At 61.8% G+C, this 17,514-nt stretch carries 16 protein-coding genes; 9 read left to right on the forward strand and 7 right to left on the reverse strand.

Annotated elements, in window-relative coordinates; all coding sequences use genetic code 11:
• Positions 1-27 precede the first annotated feature (27 nt).
• The 3 genes from tpx to HMPREF3176_RS09110 all read right to left on the reverse strand — a co-directional run bounded on the left by tpx (position 28) and on the right by HMPREF3176_RS09110 (position 2,945).
• Positions 28-522: a thiol peroxidase gene (gene tpx / locus HMPREF3176_RS09100; RefSeq protein ID WP_016664167.1), complete on the reverse strand. Its 495-nt coding sequence runs from the start codon at positions 520-522 to the stop codon at positions 28-30.
• Between the two features lie 111 nt (positions 523-633).
• Complete coding sequence (locus HMPREF3176_RS09105; protein ID WP_070459916.1) at positions 634-1,641, reverse strand: PPK2 family polyphosphate kinase; 1,008 nt, start codon at positions 1,639-1,641, stop codon at positions 634-636.
• Between the two features lie 44 nt (positions 1,642-1,685).
• Positions 1,686-2,945, reverse strand: coding sequence for an MFS transporter (locus tag HMPREF3176_RS09110; protein ID WP_016664165.1), 1,260 nt, complete (start codon positions 2,943-2,945; stop codon positions 1,686-1,688).
• Positions 2,946-3,131: 186 nt separating this feature from the next.
• On the opposite strand from HMPREF3176_RS09110, the gene HMPREF3176_RS09115 reads away from it, so the two are divergent.
• The gene (locus tag HMPREF3176_RS09115) at positions 3,132-4,067 is read left to right on the forward strand and encodes a DUF808 domain-containing protein (protein WP_016664164.1); all 936 of its coding nucleotides are present in this window, start codon (positions 3,132-3,134) and stop codon (positions 4,065-4,067) included.
• 19 nt (positions 4,068-4,086) lie between these two features.
• Here the strand turns inward: HMPREF3176_RS09115 and HMPREF3176_RS09120 are convergent, their stop codons facing one another.
• The gene (locus HMPREF3176_RS09120; protein ID WP_016664163.1) at positions 4,087-4,599 is read right to left on the reverse strand and encodes a phosphoribosyltransferase; all 513 of its coding nucleotides are present in this window, start codon (positions 4,597-4,599) and stop codon (positions 4,087-4,089) included.
• A gap of 229 nt (positions 4,600-4,828) precedes the next feature.
• Between HMPREF3176_RS09120 and HMPREF3176_RS09125 the strand changes: the two genes are divergently transcribed.
• Both HMPREF3176_RS09125 and HMPREF3176_RS09130 read left to right on the forward strand, forming a co-directional pair.
• A complete protein-coding gene (locus tag HMPREF3176_RS09125; protein WP_070459919.1) occupies positions 4,829-7,456 on the forward strand; it encodes an efflux RND transporter permease subunit in 2,628 nt (875 codons plus the stop codon).
• Between the two features lie 53 nt (positions 7,457-7,509).
• The gene (locus HMPREF3176_RS09130) at positions 7,510-8,130 is read left to right on the forward strand and encodes a hypothetical protein (protein ID WP_070459922.1); all 621 of its coding nucleotides are present in this window, start codon (positions 7,510-7,512) and stop codon (positions 8,128-8,130) included.
• A gap of 9 nt (positions 8,131-8,139) precedes the next feature.
• Here the strand turns inward: HMPREF3176_RS09130 and HMPREF3176_RS09135 are convergent, their stop codons facing one another.
• Positions 8,140-9,375 (reverse strand): threonine/serine exporter family protein, encoded by a 1,236-nt coding sequence (locus HMPREF3176_RS09135; RefSeq protein WP_070459925.1) that lies wholly within the window; start codon positions 9,373-9,375, stop codon positions 8,140-8,142.
• 380 nt (positions 9,376-9,755) lie between these two features.
• Between HMPREF3176_RS09135 and HMPREF3176_RS09140 the strand changes: the two genes are divergently transcribed.
• The gene (locus HMPREF3176_RS09140) at positions 9,756-11,354 is read left to right on the forward strand and encodes an inorganic phosphate transporter (RefSeq protein WP_016664159.1); all 1,599 of its coding nucleotides are present in this window, start codon (positions 9,756-9,758) and stop codon (positions 11,352-11,354) included.
• Here HMPREF3176_RS09140 and HMPREF3176_RS09145 read toward each other — a convergent pair.
• Positions 11,351-11,896 carry a GNAT family N-acetyltransferase gene (locus HMPREF3176_RS09145; protein WP_040386503.1) on the reverse strand — a complete coding sequence of 182 codons (546 nt, stop codon included), beginning with the start codon at positions 11,894-11,896 and terminating at the stop codon, positions 11,351-11,353. The two genes, HMPREF3176_RS09140 and HMPREF3176_RS09145, sit on opposite strands and share 4 nt — an antisense overlap.
• Before the next feature lie 255 nt (positions 11,897-12,151).
• On the opposite strand from HMPREF3176_RS09145, the gene HMPREF3176_RS09150 reads away from it, so the two are divergent.
• Positions 12,152-13,084: a DUF2382 domain-containing protein gene (locus HMPREF3176_RS09150; protein WP_016664156.1), complete on the forward strand. Its 933-nt coding sequence runs from the start codon at positions 12,152-12,154 to the stop codon at positions 13,082-13,084.
• Between the two features lie 154 nt (positions 13,085-13,238).
• Here the strand turns inward: HMPREF3176_RS09150 and HMPREF3176_RS09155 are convergent, their stop codons facing one another.
• Positions 13,239-13,667: a tetratricopeptide repeat protein gene (locus HMPREF3176_RS09155; RefSeq protein ID WP_070459928.1), complete on the reverse strand. Its 429-nt coding sequence runs from the start codon at positions 13,665-13,667 to the stop codon at positions 13,239-13,241.
• A gap of 296 nt (positions 13,668-13,963) precedes the next feature.
• Between HMPREF3176_RS09155 and HMPREF3176_RS09160 the strand changes: the two genes are divergently transcribed.
• The 4 genes from HMPREF3176_RS09160 to HMPREF3176_RS09175 all read left to right on the forward strand — a co-directional run bounded on the left by HMPREF3176_RS09160 (position 13,964) and on the right by HMPREF3176_RS09175 (position 17,473).
• A complete protein-coding gene (locus tag HMPREF3176_RS09160; protein WP_083286355.1) occupies positions 13,964-15,271 on the forward strand; it encodes an FAD-dependent oxidoreductase in 1,308 nt (435 codons plus the stop codon).
• A 267-nt stretch (positions 15,272-15,538) separates the two neighbouring features.
• Positions 15,539-16,168 carry an ASCH domain-containing protein gene (locus tag HMPREF3176_RS09165; RefSeq protein ID WP_246826722.1) on the forward strand — a complete coding sequence of 210 codons (630 nt, stop codon included), beginning with the start codon at positions 15,539-15,541 and terminating at the stop codon, positions 16,166-16,168.
• Positions 16,169-16,230: 62 nt separating this feature from the next.
• Positions 16,231-17,019, forward strand: a complete 789-nt coding sequence (locus HMPREF3176_RS09170) for a class I SAM-dependent methyltransferase (protein ID WP_070459934.1) — start codon at positions 16,231-16,233, stop codon at positions 17,017-17,019.
• A 100-nt stretch (positions 17,020-17,119) separates the two neighbouring features.
• On the forward strand, positions 17,120-17,473 hold the full coding sequence (locus tag HMPREF3176_RS09175; protein WP_070435238.1) for a VOC family protein: 354 nt from the start codon (positions 17,120-17,122) through the stop codon (positions 17,471-17,473).
• Positions 17,474-17,514 lie beyond the last annotated feature (41 nt).

A 17,514-nucleotide genomic window follows, 5' to 3' on the forward strand; every position in this document is an offset into this window, starting at 1 on the left:
CCGGGGCGCTTTCGTACTGTCGCGAAATCAGAGAGCCGCGAGTGCAGCCTCGTAGTCGGGCTCGTCATCGACACTCGGCACGAGCTGCGAGTGCACAACCTTGCCGGTTTCGTCGGCGACGAGCACGGCACGAGCGAACAGGCCGGCGAACTCGCCGTCGGACAGCACCACGCCGTAGTCCTTGCCGAAGCTCGAACGGAAAGCCGAGAACGTGTGGACGTCATCGAGGCCCTCCGCGCCGCAGAAACGCTCCTGCGCGAACGGAAGATCAACCGACACACCGATCACGACGGTGTTGTCGAGCGAGGAGGCCTTCTTGTTGAACGTGCGCAGCTGCGCCTGGCACGTGGGCGTGTCAACCGAAGGGAAAATGTTCAGCACAATGCGCTTGCCGGCGAAGTCGTCAAGAGTGACGTCTTTCAGCTCGGCGTCTGCAAGGGTGAACGCGGGAAGCTGATCGCCAACCTTGGGGAGCTCCCCGTTCGTCGACACGGTTGCGCCTTCAATGGTGACTTCTGCCATCGTCATTCCTTCTTTCATCGCTATGTCCGGCCGCGACATGCGGCCCTGCTACGACTCGTACAGTAGAACCGCCATCTGACCGTTGCCAGAAAGCGGCGCACCCTGACACGCCTACGCCCTCTCCGCTTTCATACGCTCAATGGCCTTCTTCACATCAAAGTCAGCTTTCGGATAAGCGGGGGCGATGCGTTCGAGCGCATCGGTCAGAAGCTGCTGAACAGCCAGCCGCGCGTACCACTTTCGATCCGCGGGAACGACGTGCCACGGAGCCCACGCCTTGTGCGTCTCGCGGATCGCAGCGTCGTACGCATCCATGTATGCATCCCAATGCTCACGTTCGTCGAGGTCGCCCATGTTGAACTTCCAGTGCTTATCTTCGCGTTCGAGACGCTCGTAGAGCCTCTCCCACTGCTCCTCCTTGGAGATGTGCAGCATGACCTTCACGACCTCGTAGCCCCGTTCTTCGACGAGTTGCTTTTCAAACCTGTTGATGTCGCTGTAGCGCTTCGCGAGAGTCTTGTCGTCTGCCCACCCGTGGACGCGGTGGATGAGCACGTCCTCGTAGTGCGATCGATCGAACACGCCGACGAAGCCCGGCTCGGGAAGCGCTCGGCGAATACGCCACAGGAAGTGGCGATTCTTCTCCGTCGCCGTCGGAGCCTTGAAGCCCTTGATCCGCACGCCCTGCGGGTCAACAGCGCCCACCACGTGACGCACAATCCCGCCCTTGCCGGCCGTGTCCATGCCCTGGATCACGAGAAGGACGCGGCGGCCATTTTCTTGGTCGCGATGCTCGGCCCACAGTCGCTCCTGGAGCTCACTGAGGTACGCGCTGCGGGCGGCGAGGATTGCTTTGCCGTCCTGCTTGTCGCCGCCAAACTCGAGCCGCGCCTTCGTCGAGAGCTCGCGCACGGAAGTGAAGCCCTCGAGGTCGAGCGGGAGCTCGTGCCCGCGTGGGCGCGCGTCAACATAGGTACCGTCCTCGACGATGTCGAGTGCAGCATCACTTACCTTCAGGTGTTTCTTCGCCTGATCGAGAACGATCTGTTCGCGCTGTTCACGCACGGGCGCCTGAGCGTTCTCAGTGCTCTTTTTGCTCTTCTTGTCCTTTTTGGCCATACCTTCAGTCTAGGAAGCGGCGAGGGGCCCTCCCTGACTCATACTTACCTAGAGGCTCGCCTGTGCGTGAGTGCGATGAAGCGCGTCACGATGAGGGCACCGAGGGCGACGGCAGCCGTCGACACCCAGACCGCCGCGCGGAGCCCGGCGCTGTCCACGATGAGGCCGCCAATGATCGCACCCCCACCGATCGAAATGTTGAATGCCGCGCTATTGAGAGCGGTGCCCGCCTCAACGCGGTCCCCCGCCTCAGCGTTGACGAGCGACTGAATCGACACCGAGGCCATGCCGCCAAAAAAGCCCCACACAGCGATGATGACGAGAGCATTGACGGGGGCGGACATCACGGTCGCGACGAGGATGAGCGAAAGCGCCGTACCCACCGCAAGGACAAGAACCGCCAAGGCAGCAGAGCGTTTGATGAGCGGGCCGGCGGCGAAGTTCCCGATGAGGCCGAGCGCCCCGTAAAGCAGCAGGTACATGCTGATCTTTTCGAGATCGACGTGGGCGAAGTCTTGAAGGATCGGACTCACGTAGCTGTACGAGACGAACTGGCCCGTCACGATAATGAGCGTCAGCACAAATGCGTAGCGCACGCCGCGGATCTTCACAGCACCGAGGGTCGAGCGCACGGTTTCCACCGCGGCCGACTGCACGGGCCTGACCATTGCGACCATCATGAGGCCCACGACGAGGGCGAGAATACCCGTGGCAGCGAACGCGCCGCGCCACCCGAGCATCGTTCCGAGCCACGTTGCGAGAGGCAGTCCAAGCACGAGCGCGCTCCCGTTCCCGGCAAACGCAATGGTCAGCGCAGTCGTGCGGTCCTCTTTTTTTACCTGGCCAATCGCGACGAGCGGAAGCACGGGCCAGTTCATCCCGATTGCAATCCCGGTGAAAATGCGCGAGGCAAGAAAGAGCGGCCACGAGGTGGAGAAGAAGGAGATCGTACAACTCACGACTACCGAGAGAAGAGCGAGTAGCAGCACGGTCTTACGGTTCAAGGGGCGAGTCACGCTCGGCACGAGTAGGGCCACAACGCCCGCGATCACGCCGGGAAGTGTCACGGCGAGCCCGACGGTTCCTCGGCTCACACCGAGGTCGTTGGAGATAAGCGTGAGCACGCCGATGGGAAGCTCTTCGATGGTGATAAGCGTGAAGATCCCGAGAGCCAGCGCGACCACCGCGATCCAATTCGAGCTCTCCGGCTCGCTGTTCGGTGCTGCCTCGGGGAGGGTCGACGGATCGACCTCCGGGTTAATCGCGGGAATAGAGCCTGTCACGGTAGGAGGAACAGCCGACACGGCACACCCCTTCATCGTTATGCGGCAGACACGTCAGGTGCCTGGGCTCACGGATGTTGACCCGCGCAGCGCCCAACACTCTAGGAAAAGACGCGAGTCTCCTCCAAGTTGTGGTGGCGGGATTCACCGCGCGGATACCCATAAAATGGGAGCGCCCTCGACGCGCGCACCGGAAGGTTTTTCCTTATGGCCATTGGCTTTGCCGCACTGCTCGACGATATCGCCGCCCTCGCGCGCATGGCCGCGGCCAATGCCGACGATGTTGCCGCCGCGTCCATGAAGGTCAGCGCAAAGGCAGCGGGAGTCGTCGTTGACGACGCAGCCGTAGCTCCGCAATACGTACGCGGAGTCAATCCCAAGCGGGAGCTGCCGATCATTTGGAAAATCACGAAGGGTTCCTTGCTCAACAAGGCCATCATCCTCGTGTTCGCGCTCCTTCTTTCGCAGTTTGCGCCATGGGTCCTCACGCCGCTACTCATGCTGGGAGGCACCTACTTGTGCTTCGAAGGTGCCCATAAGATTTGGGAGCTTGTCACCGGCAACAAGGAAGCGAAAGAAGCCGAGCCTTCCGTTGTGCAGGGAGAGGATGCGGAAAAGAAGGTTGTATCGGGGGCCGTGCGCACCGATTTCATTCTCTCCGCAGAAATTATGGTGATCTCGCTCAACGAGGTCGCTGACCAGCCCCTCGTGGATCGCGCCCTCATCCTCGTGGTCGTCGCGATTGTCATCACGCTCGCCGTTTACGGGGTCGTGGGGCTGCTCGTCAAGATGGACGACGTTGGGCTCGCGCTCACGAAACGAGATTCAGGCGCCGCGAAGACGTTCGGCGCATGGCTCGTGCGGGCAATGCCTGTCGTCATGACCATCATCAGCTACGTCGGAATGTTCGCCATGCTGTGGGTTGGCGGTCACATCATGCTCACGGGGCTCGATGAGCTCGGGCTGCACGCACCGTACGCGCTCGTGCACCACCTCGCCGAGGGCGTCGAGGCGATCGCGGGCGTGGGCGGAGTGCTCGCCTGGCTCGTCGATACGCTGTGCGCCCTGGTGTTCGGGCTCGCGTGGGGCGCCGTCGTGGCCGGCGTGTGGGCACTGACCCCGTGGGGGAAGAAGGCCCACTAGCGCCAGCGGGGCCGGCCGCTTACTTTTCCGTGGGAGTGACGGGCGGTTCAGCCGACCAGGGGAACACGATCCAGTCGGCGGTATGTTTCCAGACGAAATGAGGCTCGACGACCGACGTCGGCTTCGAGTACAGGACCGCGGAGCGCGCCTCGGCGCCTTGAGCCTCGAGAAGCTCGAGGACAAGCGCGAGGGTACGGCCGGAATCGGCAACATCGTCGACGACGAGCAGGCGCTTGCCTTCAATAGCCTCGGTGTCAAGCAGCGGCGCGAGGAGAACTGGATCGGGAAGGGTCTCGTGAACGTCGGTGTAAAACTCGACGTTGATAGCGTCGGCAAGTTTGAGTCCCAGAGCGTATGCGAGGGACCCCGCCGGGAGCAGGCCGCCGCGCGCAACGGCGATGATGATCTCGGGCTCGAAGTCCGAATCAATGATGGTTTGTGCAAGTTCACGGCTCGCGGTGCCGAAGGTCTCCCACGTGAGGACCTCCTTCACCTGCAGATCGCTTGAATCGGCGTGGTAGGCCCCTGTCACGGCGTCCTCGTTTCCCCGGCTTTTCCGGATCGCACCGGTTGTTCCGGTGGTGTGTTCGTTGTCTTCTCCCCCGTCGGACCCTCGGGGCCAACCGGTCGTGGCTCCATTCTAGGGGCGAAAATCCGCGTCTTCGAAACGCTGCTGCCGGGTGCGTACACTAGTAACGATTTCGATACAGCCGCCCACCCTTTCGGTAGGCACCTCGCATGTGAGGACAGCAGGAGCCGCGATGCTTGATTATTGTGCGTCTCTCATCGTGCGTGCGCGGCACCTCATCGTCGCCCTTGCGGCGTTGTGCGCGGTGTTCTTTGGCGCGTTGATTCCTTTCGTCGGCGTGAATGCCGACATGGCGAAGTATCTGCCGTCCGCATCACCGATGCGCGCAGGCACCGAAGTCCTCACAGATCAGTTCGATGACCCCGATCTTTCAACGTTTCGAGTCATGGTGGATGGACTCGCTGACGACTCGGAGCGCAAAGAAACCCTCGCTGCCCTCGAGAAGCTCGATGGGGTTCACCACGTCACATCGTCAACCAATGCCACTCCTGCCGACGGCGACCCAGCCCGATACATCAACGGTGACCACACGCTCTTCGTCGTCTCCTCCGAATCCGACTATTCGGACCCGGCTGCGACGTCCCTTGCCGAGGAACTCGCCGAACTGAGCGAGTCCGGCCTGAACGGGCACCCCCTCACCTTCACGAGCGATAACCCCTCGACGAGCGGCGAGCTTCCCCTGTGGATCGCGACCATAGCCGTCGCGCTGCTCGCCGCGATCCTTATCGCGATGAGTGCATCGTGGATCGAGCCTTTGCTCTACCTCGCGACGATTGGCATCGCCGTGGTGCTCAACATGGGATCCAACGTTGTCCTTGGCGAAATCGCAGAAGTGACGTTTTCGATTGCCGCTATCCTCCAGCTCGTCTTGTCGATGGATTACTCGATCATCCTCGCCAATCGGTATCGGCAAGAACGCGCCGCGCAGAAAAGCCGCGGTCTGGACGCCGTACCGGACGCAAGCGCAATCGCCATGAGGCGAGCCCTGCCCAAGGCCTTCAGCGCAATCGCCTCGGCATCGATTACGACAATCGTCGGCCTCCTCGTGCTCGTCTTCATGAGCTTCAAGGTTGGCGCCGATCTCGGCATCGTCCTTGCCAAGGGCGTAGCGATCTCAATGCTGACCGTTTTCACGGTCCTTCCCGCACTCCTTGTCATGTGCGACGCCTTGATAGCGCGCACCCCAAAACCGTTCCTCCACCCCCGCCTGGGCGTGCTCGCTCGGCTCGAGCACGCTGCACGGTGGGTCGTTCTCGCTGTGTTCGTCGCTATCCTTGCGGGATCCGCGTTTCTCCAGTCCCGTACGGAGACGGCGTACACGCTTTCGACCCCCGACCGGGTCGCCGAGCATTTCACCCCCGATAACGACATCGTGCTCGTCTATCTCAATTCGAATGCTGAGCACATCCATGAGATTGCCGGTGCTGTACAGCGCGATCCGCACGCGATAAGCGTGATGGGCTACCCCACGACCGTCGGGGAGCCGCTCACGAAGCGCGAGATGAAAAGCACCCTGGAAAAAATTGAGGGTTCGCACGACTCTGGGAACGCGATTGGGAACAAGGACGGGGCCGACGGCTCCTTGGCCCTCAACGACACGGCCCTCTCGATGGTGTATTTCGCGTACCACGACGGTCAGGCGGGAACCATGACGCTACGAGAATTCGTGGCTGCCGCTCGCGAGGCTAAAAACCTCAGCCAAAAGGGGGAACTCGGGTCTTTCACGTCGGGCGGCATCGGCCGGATTGAAGGAGTCGACGCCCTCGAGCGCGCACTCGATTCAGGTCAGGTGCCCGGTGACGTTCTCGGCCGCGAGTTCACCCCGAAGCAGCTAGCGTCGGCGCTTAAAAGCATGAAGGAGCGCGGGAGCGAGGGCGATTATTCAGGCGACGCGAGCGACGCGGCTCCTCTCAACGAGGACGATCTCACTCAGCTCTTCGTGCTGCACCGCGCGCTTCACGAATCGGATCCGTCCTGGACGATGTCACTCGATGACCTCGTGCACTTCATGCTCGAAAACTCCGGGCAGGACGGGCGATTTGAGGGGCAGTTGAGCACTGAGCAGGTTTCTCAACTCGAGAGCGCCGCCGCAGACATCGCTGATGTTCGCACGCGGTTCGTGGGAACCGAGTTCTCGCGTTTAATTATCCGTACTGACTACCCCAAGGAAAGCCCGGAAACACTCGCGTTCGTCGAGAATCTCGTCGATCTCGCAGACGCCAAGGTGCCCGGTGAGCATTTCTTCGTGGGAGATTCAGCCATGGTGTACGAAATGCGCGAGGGATTCGGCGCGGAAAATGTGAAGATCGCACTTTTCACGGCGGCCGCAATATTCATCATTGTGGCGCTCACGTTCCGCTCGATCGCCGTGCCTGCGATTCTTGTACTGCTTGTGCAGGTGGGCGTCTTTATTACGGTGAGCACCGTCGGGCTCCAGGGATACAGCATGTACTACCTCGCGATGCTCATCGTGCAGTGCATTTTGATGGGAGCCACGATCGATTACGCGATCGTCCTCACGACGTATTACCGGGAGGCACGGCAGGAACACGGGGTGCGAGAATCGCTCGCGCGCGCCTACGACGGTTCGATTCACACGATCCTCACCTCCGGTCTCATCATGGTGCTGGTGACGGGCGTGATCGGTTTTCTGTTCTCAAATCCGACGGTTGCCCAGATCTGTCGAACCATCGCGATCGGGGCGTTTGCGGCCATCATCCTGATCGTGGGGATCCTGCCTGCGCTGCTCGCCGTTCTCGACCGGGTGGTGGCTCCTAAAAACGCGGCGCCACGCGCATAGGGACACGGCAGCGAAAAGGCACGGCGCCGTTTGGGGCGGCCTAGAATTACCCTATGGTCATGCATGAGGTGAAGGTTCTCGTCCCCGAAGATCGGCTCGCCGATTTCTACACGCGTTTTGGCACGTGGCTCGCGGAAAGCGAGACGGCCCTGCCCAAAGCGAACGACGACGCGCACGAGAGGCCCGCGACGGAAGGCGGGGGCCTTGCGGAAACTCGCCCCAGCGGCGAGCGCGCCGTCAACCGAGGCAAAGACGAGGCGCAACCGGCGTCGGACCGCACACCCCGTGAACCGGAAAGCCCGCGCCGCAGCGCCGCTGCCGCTGCGCCCACCTCAAGCGATCACGACCTTCTCGACTGCGCCGTCGAGTGGTGGCGTTCCCTCAAACGAAACGAGCGCGATATTTTCACGCTTTTCATGGACGCTGCGCCGAACACGCTCGGAGCGCCCGAGATTGTGGCCGCGCTCGGACTCAAGAGTGAACGCGTCATCCCCGGTGTCCTCGCCTGGCCGCGCCGCAAGGCTGCCCGTGCGGGCTTTCCCCTCGCGTGGAAGTTCGAGCACGATGCCGACGGCAAGGCCCGATACGGGCTTCGCAACATGCCGGAAGTGTCGATGAGCGCGCACGAATATGCATCGCTATTGCGCGAGGCAAAGCGCAAGGTCGAGGGCTAGCGACCGCCACTACTGCACGGCCGCGCGCCACCTCGTGATGAAGCCGTGAGAGAGGATGAGCCCGAACGTCATCGCGGCGAGAATCAGCAGAGCGGCGGAGAAGTCCTGTGCAATGCCGACCACGACAACCGTGCTGGGCCGCGCCGTCAGCTGCACCATTCCCGCCACTGCGCGGAACAGGTAAATGCCGGGCACGAGCGCGACGATAGCGGCGAACCCCACGCCTGCGAACGACAGGCGTTTGCGGTGTGCAACGGCGCTCAGCACAAGTCCCGCGACAATGCAGGCCGCGAGATCGGCGTTAATGACGTTCACTCCGCACGAAACCATGAGAATCCAGCGTCCCGCATGGATGAGCCCTCCCACGAGGATGGGCCACGCCGCCTGCGTAAGCGGCATCGAGAAGTAGACGCTGAACGCCATCGCGGCGAGCGCTGCCGCGAGCGCATCGACCCATAGCGACGGCGTACGGGCACCAGCAGTAACGGGAAGGTCGCTCCCCACGAGGAGAAGCCCCACGACGAGCCCGCCGCTGATCGCGGCGAGGATGATCCCGCCATACACGAGGCGATGCCACCCCACCGTGACGTTCTTTCCCGTGACGTCGAGCGCGCCGTTAATGAGGTGTGGGCCCGGCACAAGAATCATGGCGGGGCATACCGCGACGAGTCTGGCTGCCGAGGCGATACCAAGGTGATCGGCGACCCCACCAAGGATCCCCGCGAGCATGGCAGCCGCAAGCGCCTGGCCCGGCACGGCAATGCCGTGGGCCCCGAGCCATCGCCTCATACAACCGCCAATACCCGCCGCCAGGGCAATCAACAGGTACGACAGCGGGCTGCGGGCACCGTAGATGAGAGCGAGACCCCACGCGCCGGCGATACAGGCGAGGACGAAAAGCCATAGCGGGGCGTGCGAAATCGAGGCTGCTTCGTCGAGCCGAGAATTGAGCCGCGCGAGTTCACGATCACCGATGTCGCCACTGGCCGGAAGCGAGTCGATAGCTCGTAGCGTCGCGTTAACGCGCGCCATGTTGATCGCCTCGGGTCGCACGTGGACGGTCGTGTGCGCACGACCGTCGATGTCGACGAGGACGACGCGGTTCCATTCAACAATGCACCGTACCGGCAAGCCGAGTCGAGCGCTCAGCGATTCGACGGCGGAGCTTGCCTCCGACGTGAGGTGGCCGTACCCCACGAGAGTTCGTGCCGTGGTTGCGAGAGCCCGCATCCGCTCGTCTCGCATGGGTCCTTCTCTCTCTTCGCTGCGTCTCGTATGTGAACGGCCCCGCACCAGAAACAGCCGGGCGTGCGCCCGTCTAACCCTAGCGCTCCCAGTACATGAAGGTTTCTTCATTTTCGCCTCATGGCAGTTTCATGCAGCACAGGCACCGTGATGGCTAACAGCACAACCGAGAAGGAGAAAAACCGTGCCCCCTCGCCGCCATCGCCCCTTCCTCGGCTTTCGCCCGCGCAGAATCCAGCCGTCTACCCCACGTACTTTGTGAAATTCATGGCCAACAGACTGGGAATATCCACCCAAAGGCAAAGTGCGCGTAACCTTTCAGTTGCTCTGCCGATGCATCATGATGCGGTCCACTCCCCGCCCTCGAAGGATTGTTCCTCATGTCTCACGACGTCCTCGAACCAAAGCGCCAGTTCCTTGGCCCCGATCGCAATTGGCACCTCGCCTTCGGTGTCCTCACACTCGGCACGCTCATTTTGTGCATTTACTGGGCGCTTGGCTACACCGACACTGGATCGTGGGGCATCCTCATCACGACCATCGTCGTGGGCCTGTTCATGGCGTTCAACATCGGCGGTAACGACGTCGCCAACTCGTTCGGCACGTCGGTGGGCGCGGGAACGCTCAGCATGAAGCAGGCACTCATGGTCGCCGCGATCTTCGAAGTGAGCGGCGCCGTGATCGCTGGTGGCGATGTCACTGAGACTGTGCGAAGCGGAATCGTCGATCTCGATGCCTTCTCCGTTCAACCACTCGACTTCGCCTTCATCATGATGTCGGCACTCCTTGGCGCGGCCCTGTGGCTGCTTGTCGCAACAAAGATGGGTTGGCCCGTCTCGACGACCCATTCGATCGTCGGCGGCATCGTTGGCGCGGCCGTGACGCTCGGACTCGTCACGGGCACCGGTGGTTTCGAGATGGTGCAGTGGGGCGAGATCGGCAAGATCGCGCTGTCCTGGGTCGCGTCGCCTCTCCTCGGCGGGATCGTCGCCTACATTCTCTTCGGCGCGATCAAGCGGTACATCCTCGTGTACAACGAAGAAGCCGATGAAAAGCTCCGCCAGCTCAAGATCGACCGCGCCGCGCACCGTGAAAAGCACAAGAAGGCCTTCGAACGACTCACGGAGATCCAGCAGATCGCCTACACGAATGCCATGGCGCGCGATGCCTCTACGATTCAGTCAGACCCCGATTACGACGTTGAGGATCTCGACTCGGATTACTATCGCGAGCTCCACGACATCGAAGAACGCGCCGAGCACATCAATGCCCACCGCGCACTCGATACATGGGTGCCACTCCTCGCTGCCGCCGGCTCAATCGTGATCTCCTCGATGCTCCTCTTCAAGGGCCTCAAGAACCTCCACCTCGACATCAACGGTGCGGGCAACATCCTCATCATGGCGATGGTGGGTGCTGCCGTGTGGATGGCCGTGTTTATTTTCGCGAAGACGCTCAAAAACGAGGACCTCTCCCGCTCGACCTTCCTCTTGTTCTCATGGATGCAGGTGTTTACCGCCTCGGCGTTCGCTTTCAGCCATGGTTCCAACGACATCGCGAATGCGGTCGGCCCGTTCGCCGCAGTCCTCGATGTTCTCAAGACCGGGTCGATCTCCGCTAATGCAACAGTGCCCGCTGCTCTCATGCTGAGCGCCGGCGTGGCCTTGGTTTGCGGTCTTTGGTTCATCGGCCGCAACGTCATCAAGACCGTAGGTACGGGCCTCACGAAGATGCACCCCGCCTCCGGCTTCGCCGCGGAGCTCTCCGCTGCGGGCGTCGTGATGGGAGCCTCGATGATCGGCATTCCCGTCTCCTCGACTCACATCCTCATCGGCGCGATTCTCGGCATCGGTCTCATCAACAAGGCCGCTAACTGGAATCTCATGAAGCCGATCGCCCTCGCGTGGGTCATCACGCTTCCCGCCGCGGCTGCGATCGGGGCCCTCGGCATCGTGATCCTGCGCGCCGTATTCGGCTAAACGTCCGTTTGAAATACGGGCTTTTGAAAAACCGGGTCGTGGTGCACTACCTCACCCACCACGAAATCGATATCGCCCACGCGCTCCCACCCGTGCTTGCTGTAGAAACGCTGCGCCCGGTGGTTATCAGCATTCGCGTTGAGCCATAAACCCTCCACACCGCGTTCACGAGCGCGTTGTTCGGCGGCTTCGAGGATTGCCGCCGCGACTCCTTTGCCGTGCACCTCGGGAACGGCGTAGCACTTGGAGAGGAGCCCCGCGCGCTGGAGCGTCACGCCTAGATTCGGTGCGGGGGCGCCATCTGGTCCGAAGAGCAGGAGCGCGTAGCCCACAAGTGCTCTTCCGACGGTTGCCACGAGCACATCGTGCTCCGGGTGATCGATGTGCGCAGCAAAATGTTCGGGAGTGAGATGCTCGCGAATATAGGCGTCGATGTGGGCCTGAGCAAGCGTCGGAGGACAAGCCAAAGGAAAAGTACGGGCCGCAAGTTCGCTAACAGCGAACGCATCGTGAGGGTGTGCATCTCGAACGATGAAGTCCATTTCTCCATTGTTTCTCACTCGAGCCTGAAAACCACACGCATAGCTCTTTCAGGCTCACAGCGCTTTGTCCAGCACACAGCAAGGTTCCTCTCGCGCGCCGGTCAGACTACGTGGAAATAACCCCAAGGAACCCATGGAAAGTTGGATCTCGCTTGGGGCGCAAGGGCTCCGAGCGCTCCACAAGAGATGCTCACGAGCTTCCCAAAGTGTCTCGAAAGTCTGAACAGGACAAAGCACGAGGAAAGGACAAAAGCCATGAACCTCCGCGATCAGATCGACACTCTCCAGAAAGCCACCGTTATCGACCGCGACGGCAACAAGATCGGCTCGGTCGGCCAGGTCTACCTCCACAACAGCACCGGCGAGCCCTCGTGGGTCACCGTCAACACGGGCCTCTTCGGCTCGAACGAGACTTTCATTCCCCTCGACGAAGCTCAGCTCAGCGGCGACGAGATCACCGTCCCCTACGAGAAGGACTTCGTGAAGGACGCTCCGAACATCAGCGAGGACGGCGAGATCACCCCCGAGCAGGAAAACGAACTTTACCGCTACTACGGCGTGAAGGACCCGGGCTACGGCACCGAGACCACCGCCAACGCGGGCGAGGTCCGCGAGGATCGCGACCTCAACCAGCAGGGCCTCGCGAATAATGCCGCCGGCAACGAGAGCGCAGCAGGCGTCGGCACCGCCGGTGTTGCCGGTACCGCGGGCGTTGCGGGCGCTGCCGGCGAGCGCGATGCCGCTAGCGACGTGAACCGTGAGGACTACGCCGCTGATGCGGATCGCCGCGAAGCTGGCGACGTGAACGACGAGCAGAAGATCACGCTCCACGAGGAGCAGGTCAACGTCGGTACCGAAAAGGTCGAGACCGGCCGTGTGCGTCTGCGCAAGCACGTCGTCACCGAGACGAAGACCGTCGAGGTTCCCGTTGAGCGCGAAGAGTTCGTTGTCGAGCGCACCCCCGCGACCGGCACCGCAACCGACGCTCCCCTCGGCGAGGACGAGGTCGAGGTTTCGATCTCCGAGGAGCGCCCCGTCGTGAACAAGGAGACCGTTGCAACCGAGGATGTCCGCGTGGGCACCCGCACCGTTCAGGACACCGAGAAGGTCGCGACCGACGTTGCGCACGAAGAGGTTGCCGTGGACGGCGTTGACGCCGAGGGCAACCGCAAGGGCGACACCATCTGAGCTGCTCTGAAGAGCTGACGCTCGAAGAAGCCCCCGCTAGCTCGCGTAACTGCGAGTGGGCGGGGGCTTCACTATTTCCGACGGTGGACTCGCGCTCATGGCTTACGCGCAGGGGCGAGGTGGCTCAGCTAGCCGGTAGGCGTTTTCGTAAGCCTCAGCTGCGCGGTCGCTCGATATGCGTCGCCTTGCTCGCCAAGAATTCGATGTACTTCGGATCTTCGTCGGCAAAAATCTCCGGTCCCGCCCCCATGTACGCACGCATGAGTTCATCCGCCGCGCGCGGCTCGTTGCCGAGCTCGAATTGCGCCTGGCCGAGCCGCAAGTGAATGAACGGATTGCCGAGAGCATCAGGGCAGTGCATGCACGCTGTGAGCGCCGCGTGCGCAGTCTCGAAATCCCCGCGCAGCACGTGCGCATCACCGATGCTCGCAAGCAGCCACGTCGCTTGCGGCCACTGTGTTTTCGGCTCCGGAAGCAAATCCCAGGCGCGATCAAATAGCTCCACTGCACCGAGGTAGTCTTCCTCATCCATGCGGTCGTTGCCCTGCTGCGCCAATGCGTCGATGTCGTGTTCCCAACTCACGGCGGTCTCCTCCCCATCCGGTCCCGTACCAGTTGGCGAGAACAGCGTTGCAAGACGGACTGGAAAAGGCCTGCGCGGCTTGCTCGAGCGCGGCCTCACCCCATGGACACAGTGCTACAAATGCCTTCTGAACCCAAGAAGCGGGCTCCTGACCGGTTGACAATACGGCACGTTCAAGCCGTCCGATTAGGACACTCCTCTGCTGTCACAGAGGAATGGTCTTCGGCATGTAGGACGCGCGTGTGGACGTACCTGTTCGGCTCTACACTGACTGAATCACAGGAGGGCGTTCAGCCATGGCAAGTCGAGACATCCATATCATCGGTGCGGGCCCGGTCGGCCTCGCAACTGCCCTCCTGCTGGCTGCGCAAAACCGACGCGTAACTTTATATGAGGCCAAGGATCATATTTCACTCAGCGACGCAAACAGCTATCCCATAGGTGTCAACCCGCGCGGACAGGAAACTCTGCGGCGCATCGCCCCCGAGCTTGTGGATCAGCTGCGAGCCCAGGGAGAGCTGGTCGAGGGGTTTAAGATCCGCACGGGACGCCGAACCATCGCATCCTTGCCATCAGGAACACTGATCGGCACGACTCGCGCCAGACTCACCGGCATACTCTTGGATACGGCCAGGCACGATCCTCGAATCTCCATACTCACTGGGCATAAGTTGCGCGAGGTTGACCTCGAGACCCGCACCCTGCACTTTGCCGAGGCTGCTCCCATCCACGTCGGCGAAGGCATAGTCGTGGCCTGCGACGGTGTGTGGTCTCGCACCCGCCGGTCGATGGCTAATCAATTGCCCAACTTCAACCCAGAGGTGGGCGATTGGGGTGTCCAATTCCGCGTGGTGTATTCAACTCCCGGGGCAACCGCCACCGGCTTAGATCCACGATGGCATCACATCTTCACGAATAAAGGCATTTATACCGCCACGCTCCCCGACGGCGTGTGGTGTATCGCGATAACAGCCATTCAAAGCGACCCGGCAGAAGCCATGCTGCTGTCGTCTGATCGTTCCGAAGATCGAATCACCGCCCTACGTCGGTATCTCGAGCACAACGCGCCCCTTCTCCCGCCGTTGCTCACCCACGCTAACTACGCCGACTTCTTCAATCGAGAACCCCTCGGCGGTGCCGTTGTTCGCTGCCCGTACGTTTCCCACGACGAGTGGCTCGTGATGTTGGGCGACGCCGCTCATTCCGTTATTCCACCAACGGGCGAAGGCGTGAACTCCGGTCTCGAAGATGCGATGCTGCTCGCGGAGGCTCTAGCCTCCGGTAGCTCAACACCGCTTACCGACTACGACGAGGCGCGGATGCCCGATCTTTCCGCCTTGGGCGAGTACGCCTGGCATCTCAAGGAGAACATCACCAGTGAAGATCCGGCGCGCGCCACGCGCAACGTCAGCCTCCGGATCCTCACGGCTCTCTTGGGAATCGTTGGGAAAGACGAGGGCAAGGTGGAGCAACGCCTGTTCGGCCCTAAGGCCGGAGCTATGCCATATAGAGACGCGATCGGCCCATGGATCGCTTTGCGCGATCGTTGGAACTCAGCGCTCAATCGGCTGACGAGCGCGACTCACCGTTTCCGCAAGCGATAGCTTGGCGACAGTGCCGTCTTCGCGCTCGGCCTCCGAAAGTAAGAAGGGACCGTCGGAGAGCGACCGTCGGACAATGGTTGGCGCAGCCCAAGAACTGGCGAAACTCGCATAACCGCAAGGTTTCCTGGTCGCCTGGCTTTTGTTTGAGCCGAACCGACCCCGCTAGGGCACTGATATGGTGAGTGCGTGATAACGTCCGAGCTCCGACAGCTGGTAAGTGCTGCATCTGACCATGCCCGACGGGGCAACGATGGTGGCGACCATACGGTGGCCGCTGCCCTTCTCACGAAGTCTGGCCGAACAGTGCTCGGGCTCAACGCATTCCATTTTCTAGGCGGACCGTGTGGCGAGATTTCGGCTCTCGCTAATCACGCCGCCGATTGTGCCGACGACCCCGTTGTCGCCGTCGCCGCTGTCTACGGGCCAACCGGGCAGGTCATTTCCCCGTGTGGGAAGTGCCGACAGGTGCTTTTTGACCGCGATCCCGCGATCCAGTGCGTGGTTCGAGGGTCCAACGGACTTGAGGCCGTGAGTGTTGCCGAGCTGCTCCCCTACGCCTATGACTGGCGTGCCATGGAACGCCCGCAGAAGCTCTACATGTGGGAAGGTTACGAGCGCGCGATCAGGGAAGGAACTAAGCGGCAGACCATCCGAGTCGACGATCCGTTTTACCCCGGCCCGGCACAGCTCGTGTTCGAGAAAGACAGCGGTGAGGTCATGACGATCGACGCTACCGTAACCTCCGTGACGCCCACTCGTCGCCGTAACCTCACCGAGGAGCAGGCGAGGCGGGACGGCTTTGCCTCGTTGACGGAGTTGCACGAAGCTCTCGATACGCACTACCCGGGTCTCGTCATGGACGACAGCGTCGACGTCGTGGCGTTTGAGCTCACATAGGCAGAGCCGCTGAAGGCACGCTCCACAGTTACGTGATAACGCTTCTCATGTAGTGTGTGGGCATGGCCTCCCCTAGCGACATCTGGTCCGCGTGCGACTACGCCCCGACTGCCGCACGCCTGCGCCCAGTCTCCACACTCGTTGCCGCCGAACTGTCTCGCCGCACGCCCAGTCCCGCAACTGTCGTCGACATCGGTTCCGGGCATGGCGAAGGTGTCGCGGAGCTCCTCAGCCGCGGCTACTCCGTGACCGCCATCGAGCCGACCGCACGGATCCGCACGATCGGGCAGCGGCTCGCACTTGGGGCCACATGGCTTGGCACCCAAGGGGAGGCAACCGGGCTAGAGGATTCCACCTTCGACGCGTTGACAAGCACGTTTGGCTCCATGTTTTGCGATCCCGTAGCGGGGCCCGAAGAGTGGGCTCGTATCCTGCGTCCCGGCGGCACTCTTGTGATGGCCACGTGGAATCACGAAGGCTTTCTCGCAACAATGACCGACGCAATGTCGGAAGCCGTGAGCCCCGGCTCCTCGACGCAAACCCCACCCCACATGGCCTGGGGCGTCGACGATGTGGCACACCAGCGTTTGTCGCCGTGGTTCGACCACATCAGCATCGACCACCTCGACCTGGATTGGTCATTCGAAAGCGTCGAAGAGGGTATGCAGCTTTACCGAGAAGGAAGCCCGACGCACGCTTGGATGGCCGACAATGCCGGTGCCCGCCGAGAGGCTCTTTGGACCGCGCTGCACGATCACCTCGAGGCCCACGCCGATGATTCTGGGCGGATCAACTCCACGACCGGTTACGCGCTTGTCACTGCCCAGCGTCGGCGTGGCACGGGCCGATAACGACTGAGGCGTTAAAGCAGAATCCCACGGCGCACCGTTGGACATTTACCTACCTGCGATTAACAGGTAGAAACAACGACACACACGTACGATGCGGACTATGCGTGAGGAAACTTTTGCTATCCGCCAGGTAACCTTCGACTGCGACGATCCCCCTAAACTCGCTGAATTCTGGTCGTCCGCCACAGGATGCACTATCGCCGCCGACTACGGAGACTTCGTTTTGCTCGACTCCACTCCGGCACTAGGCTTTCAGCGCGTTGAAGATCCCACTCCCGGTAAAAACCGCGTGCATCTCGACGGCGGCGGGGTTGAACGCGAAGCTTTAGTAGAGCGCCTCAAGAAGCTAGGCGCCACCGAACTCGGCAGTCATGAAGCACCGGGACTCGTGTGGACCGTTATGCAGGATCCAGAAGGCAACGAGTTCTGCGTGGGCGCCCCTACCCCTGGTTAGCCCCAGATCGGATCTGTTCAGCATCTCCTTGTTTCAGACCG

Origin of the sequence: Dermabacter sp. HMSC08H10, from assembly GCF_001807585.1 — a bacterium.
GTDB classification, from domain to species: domain Bacteria; phylum Actinomycetota; class Actinomycetes; order Actinomycetales; family Dermabacteraceae; genus Dermabacter; species Dermabacter hominis.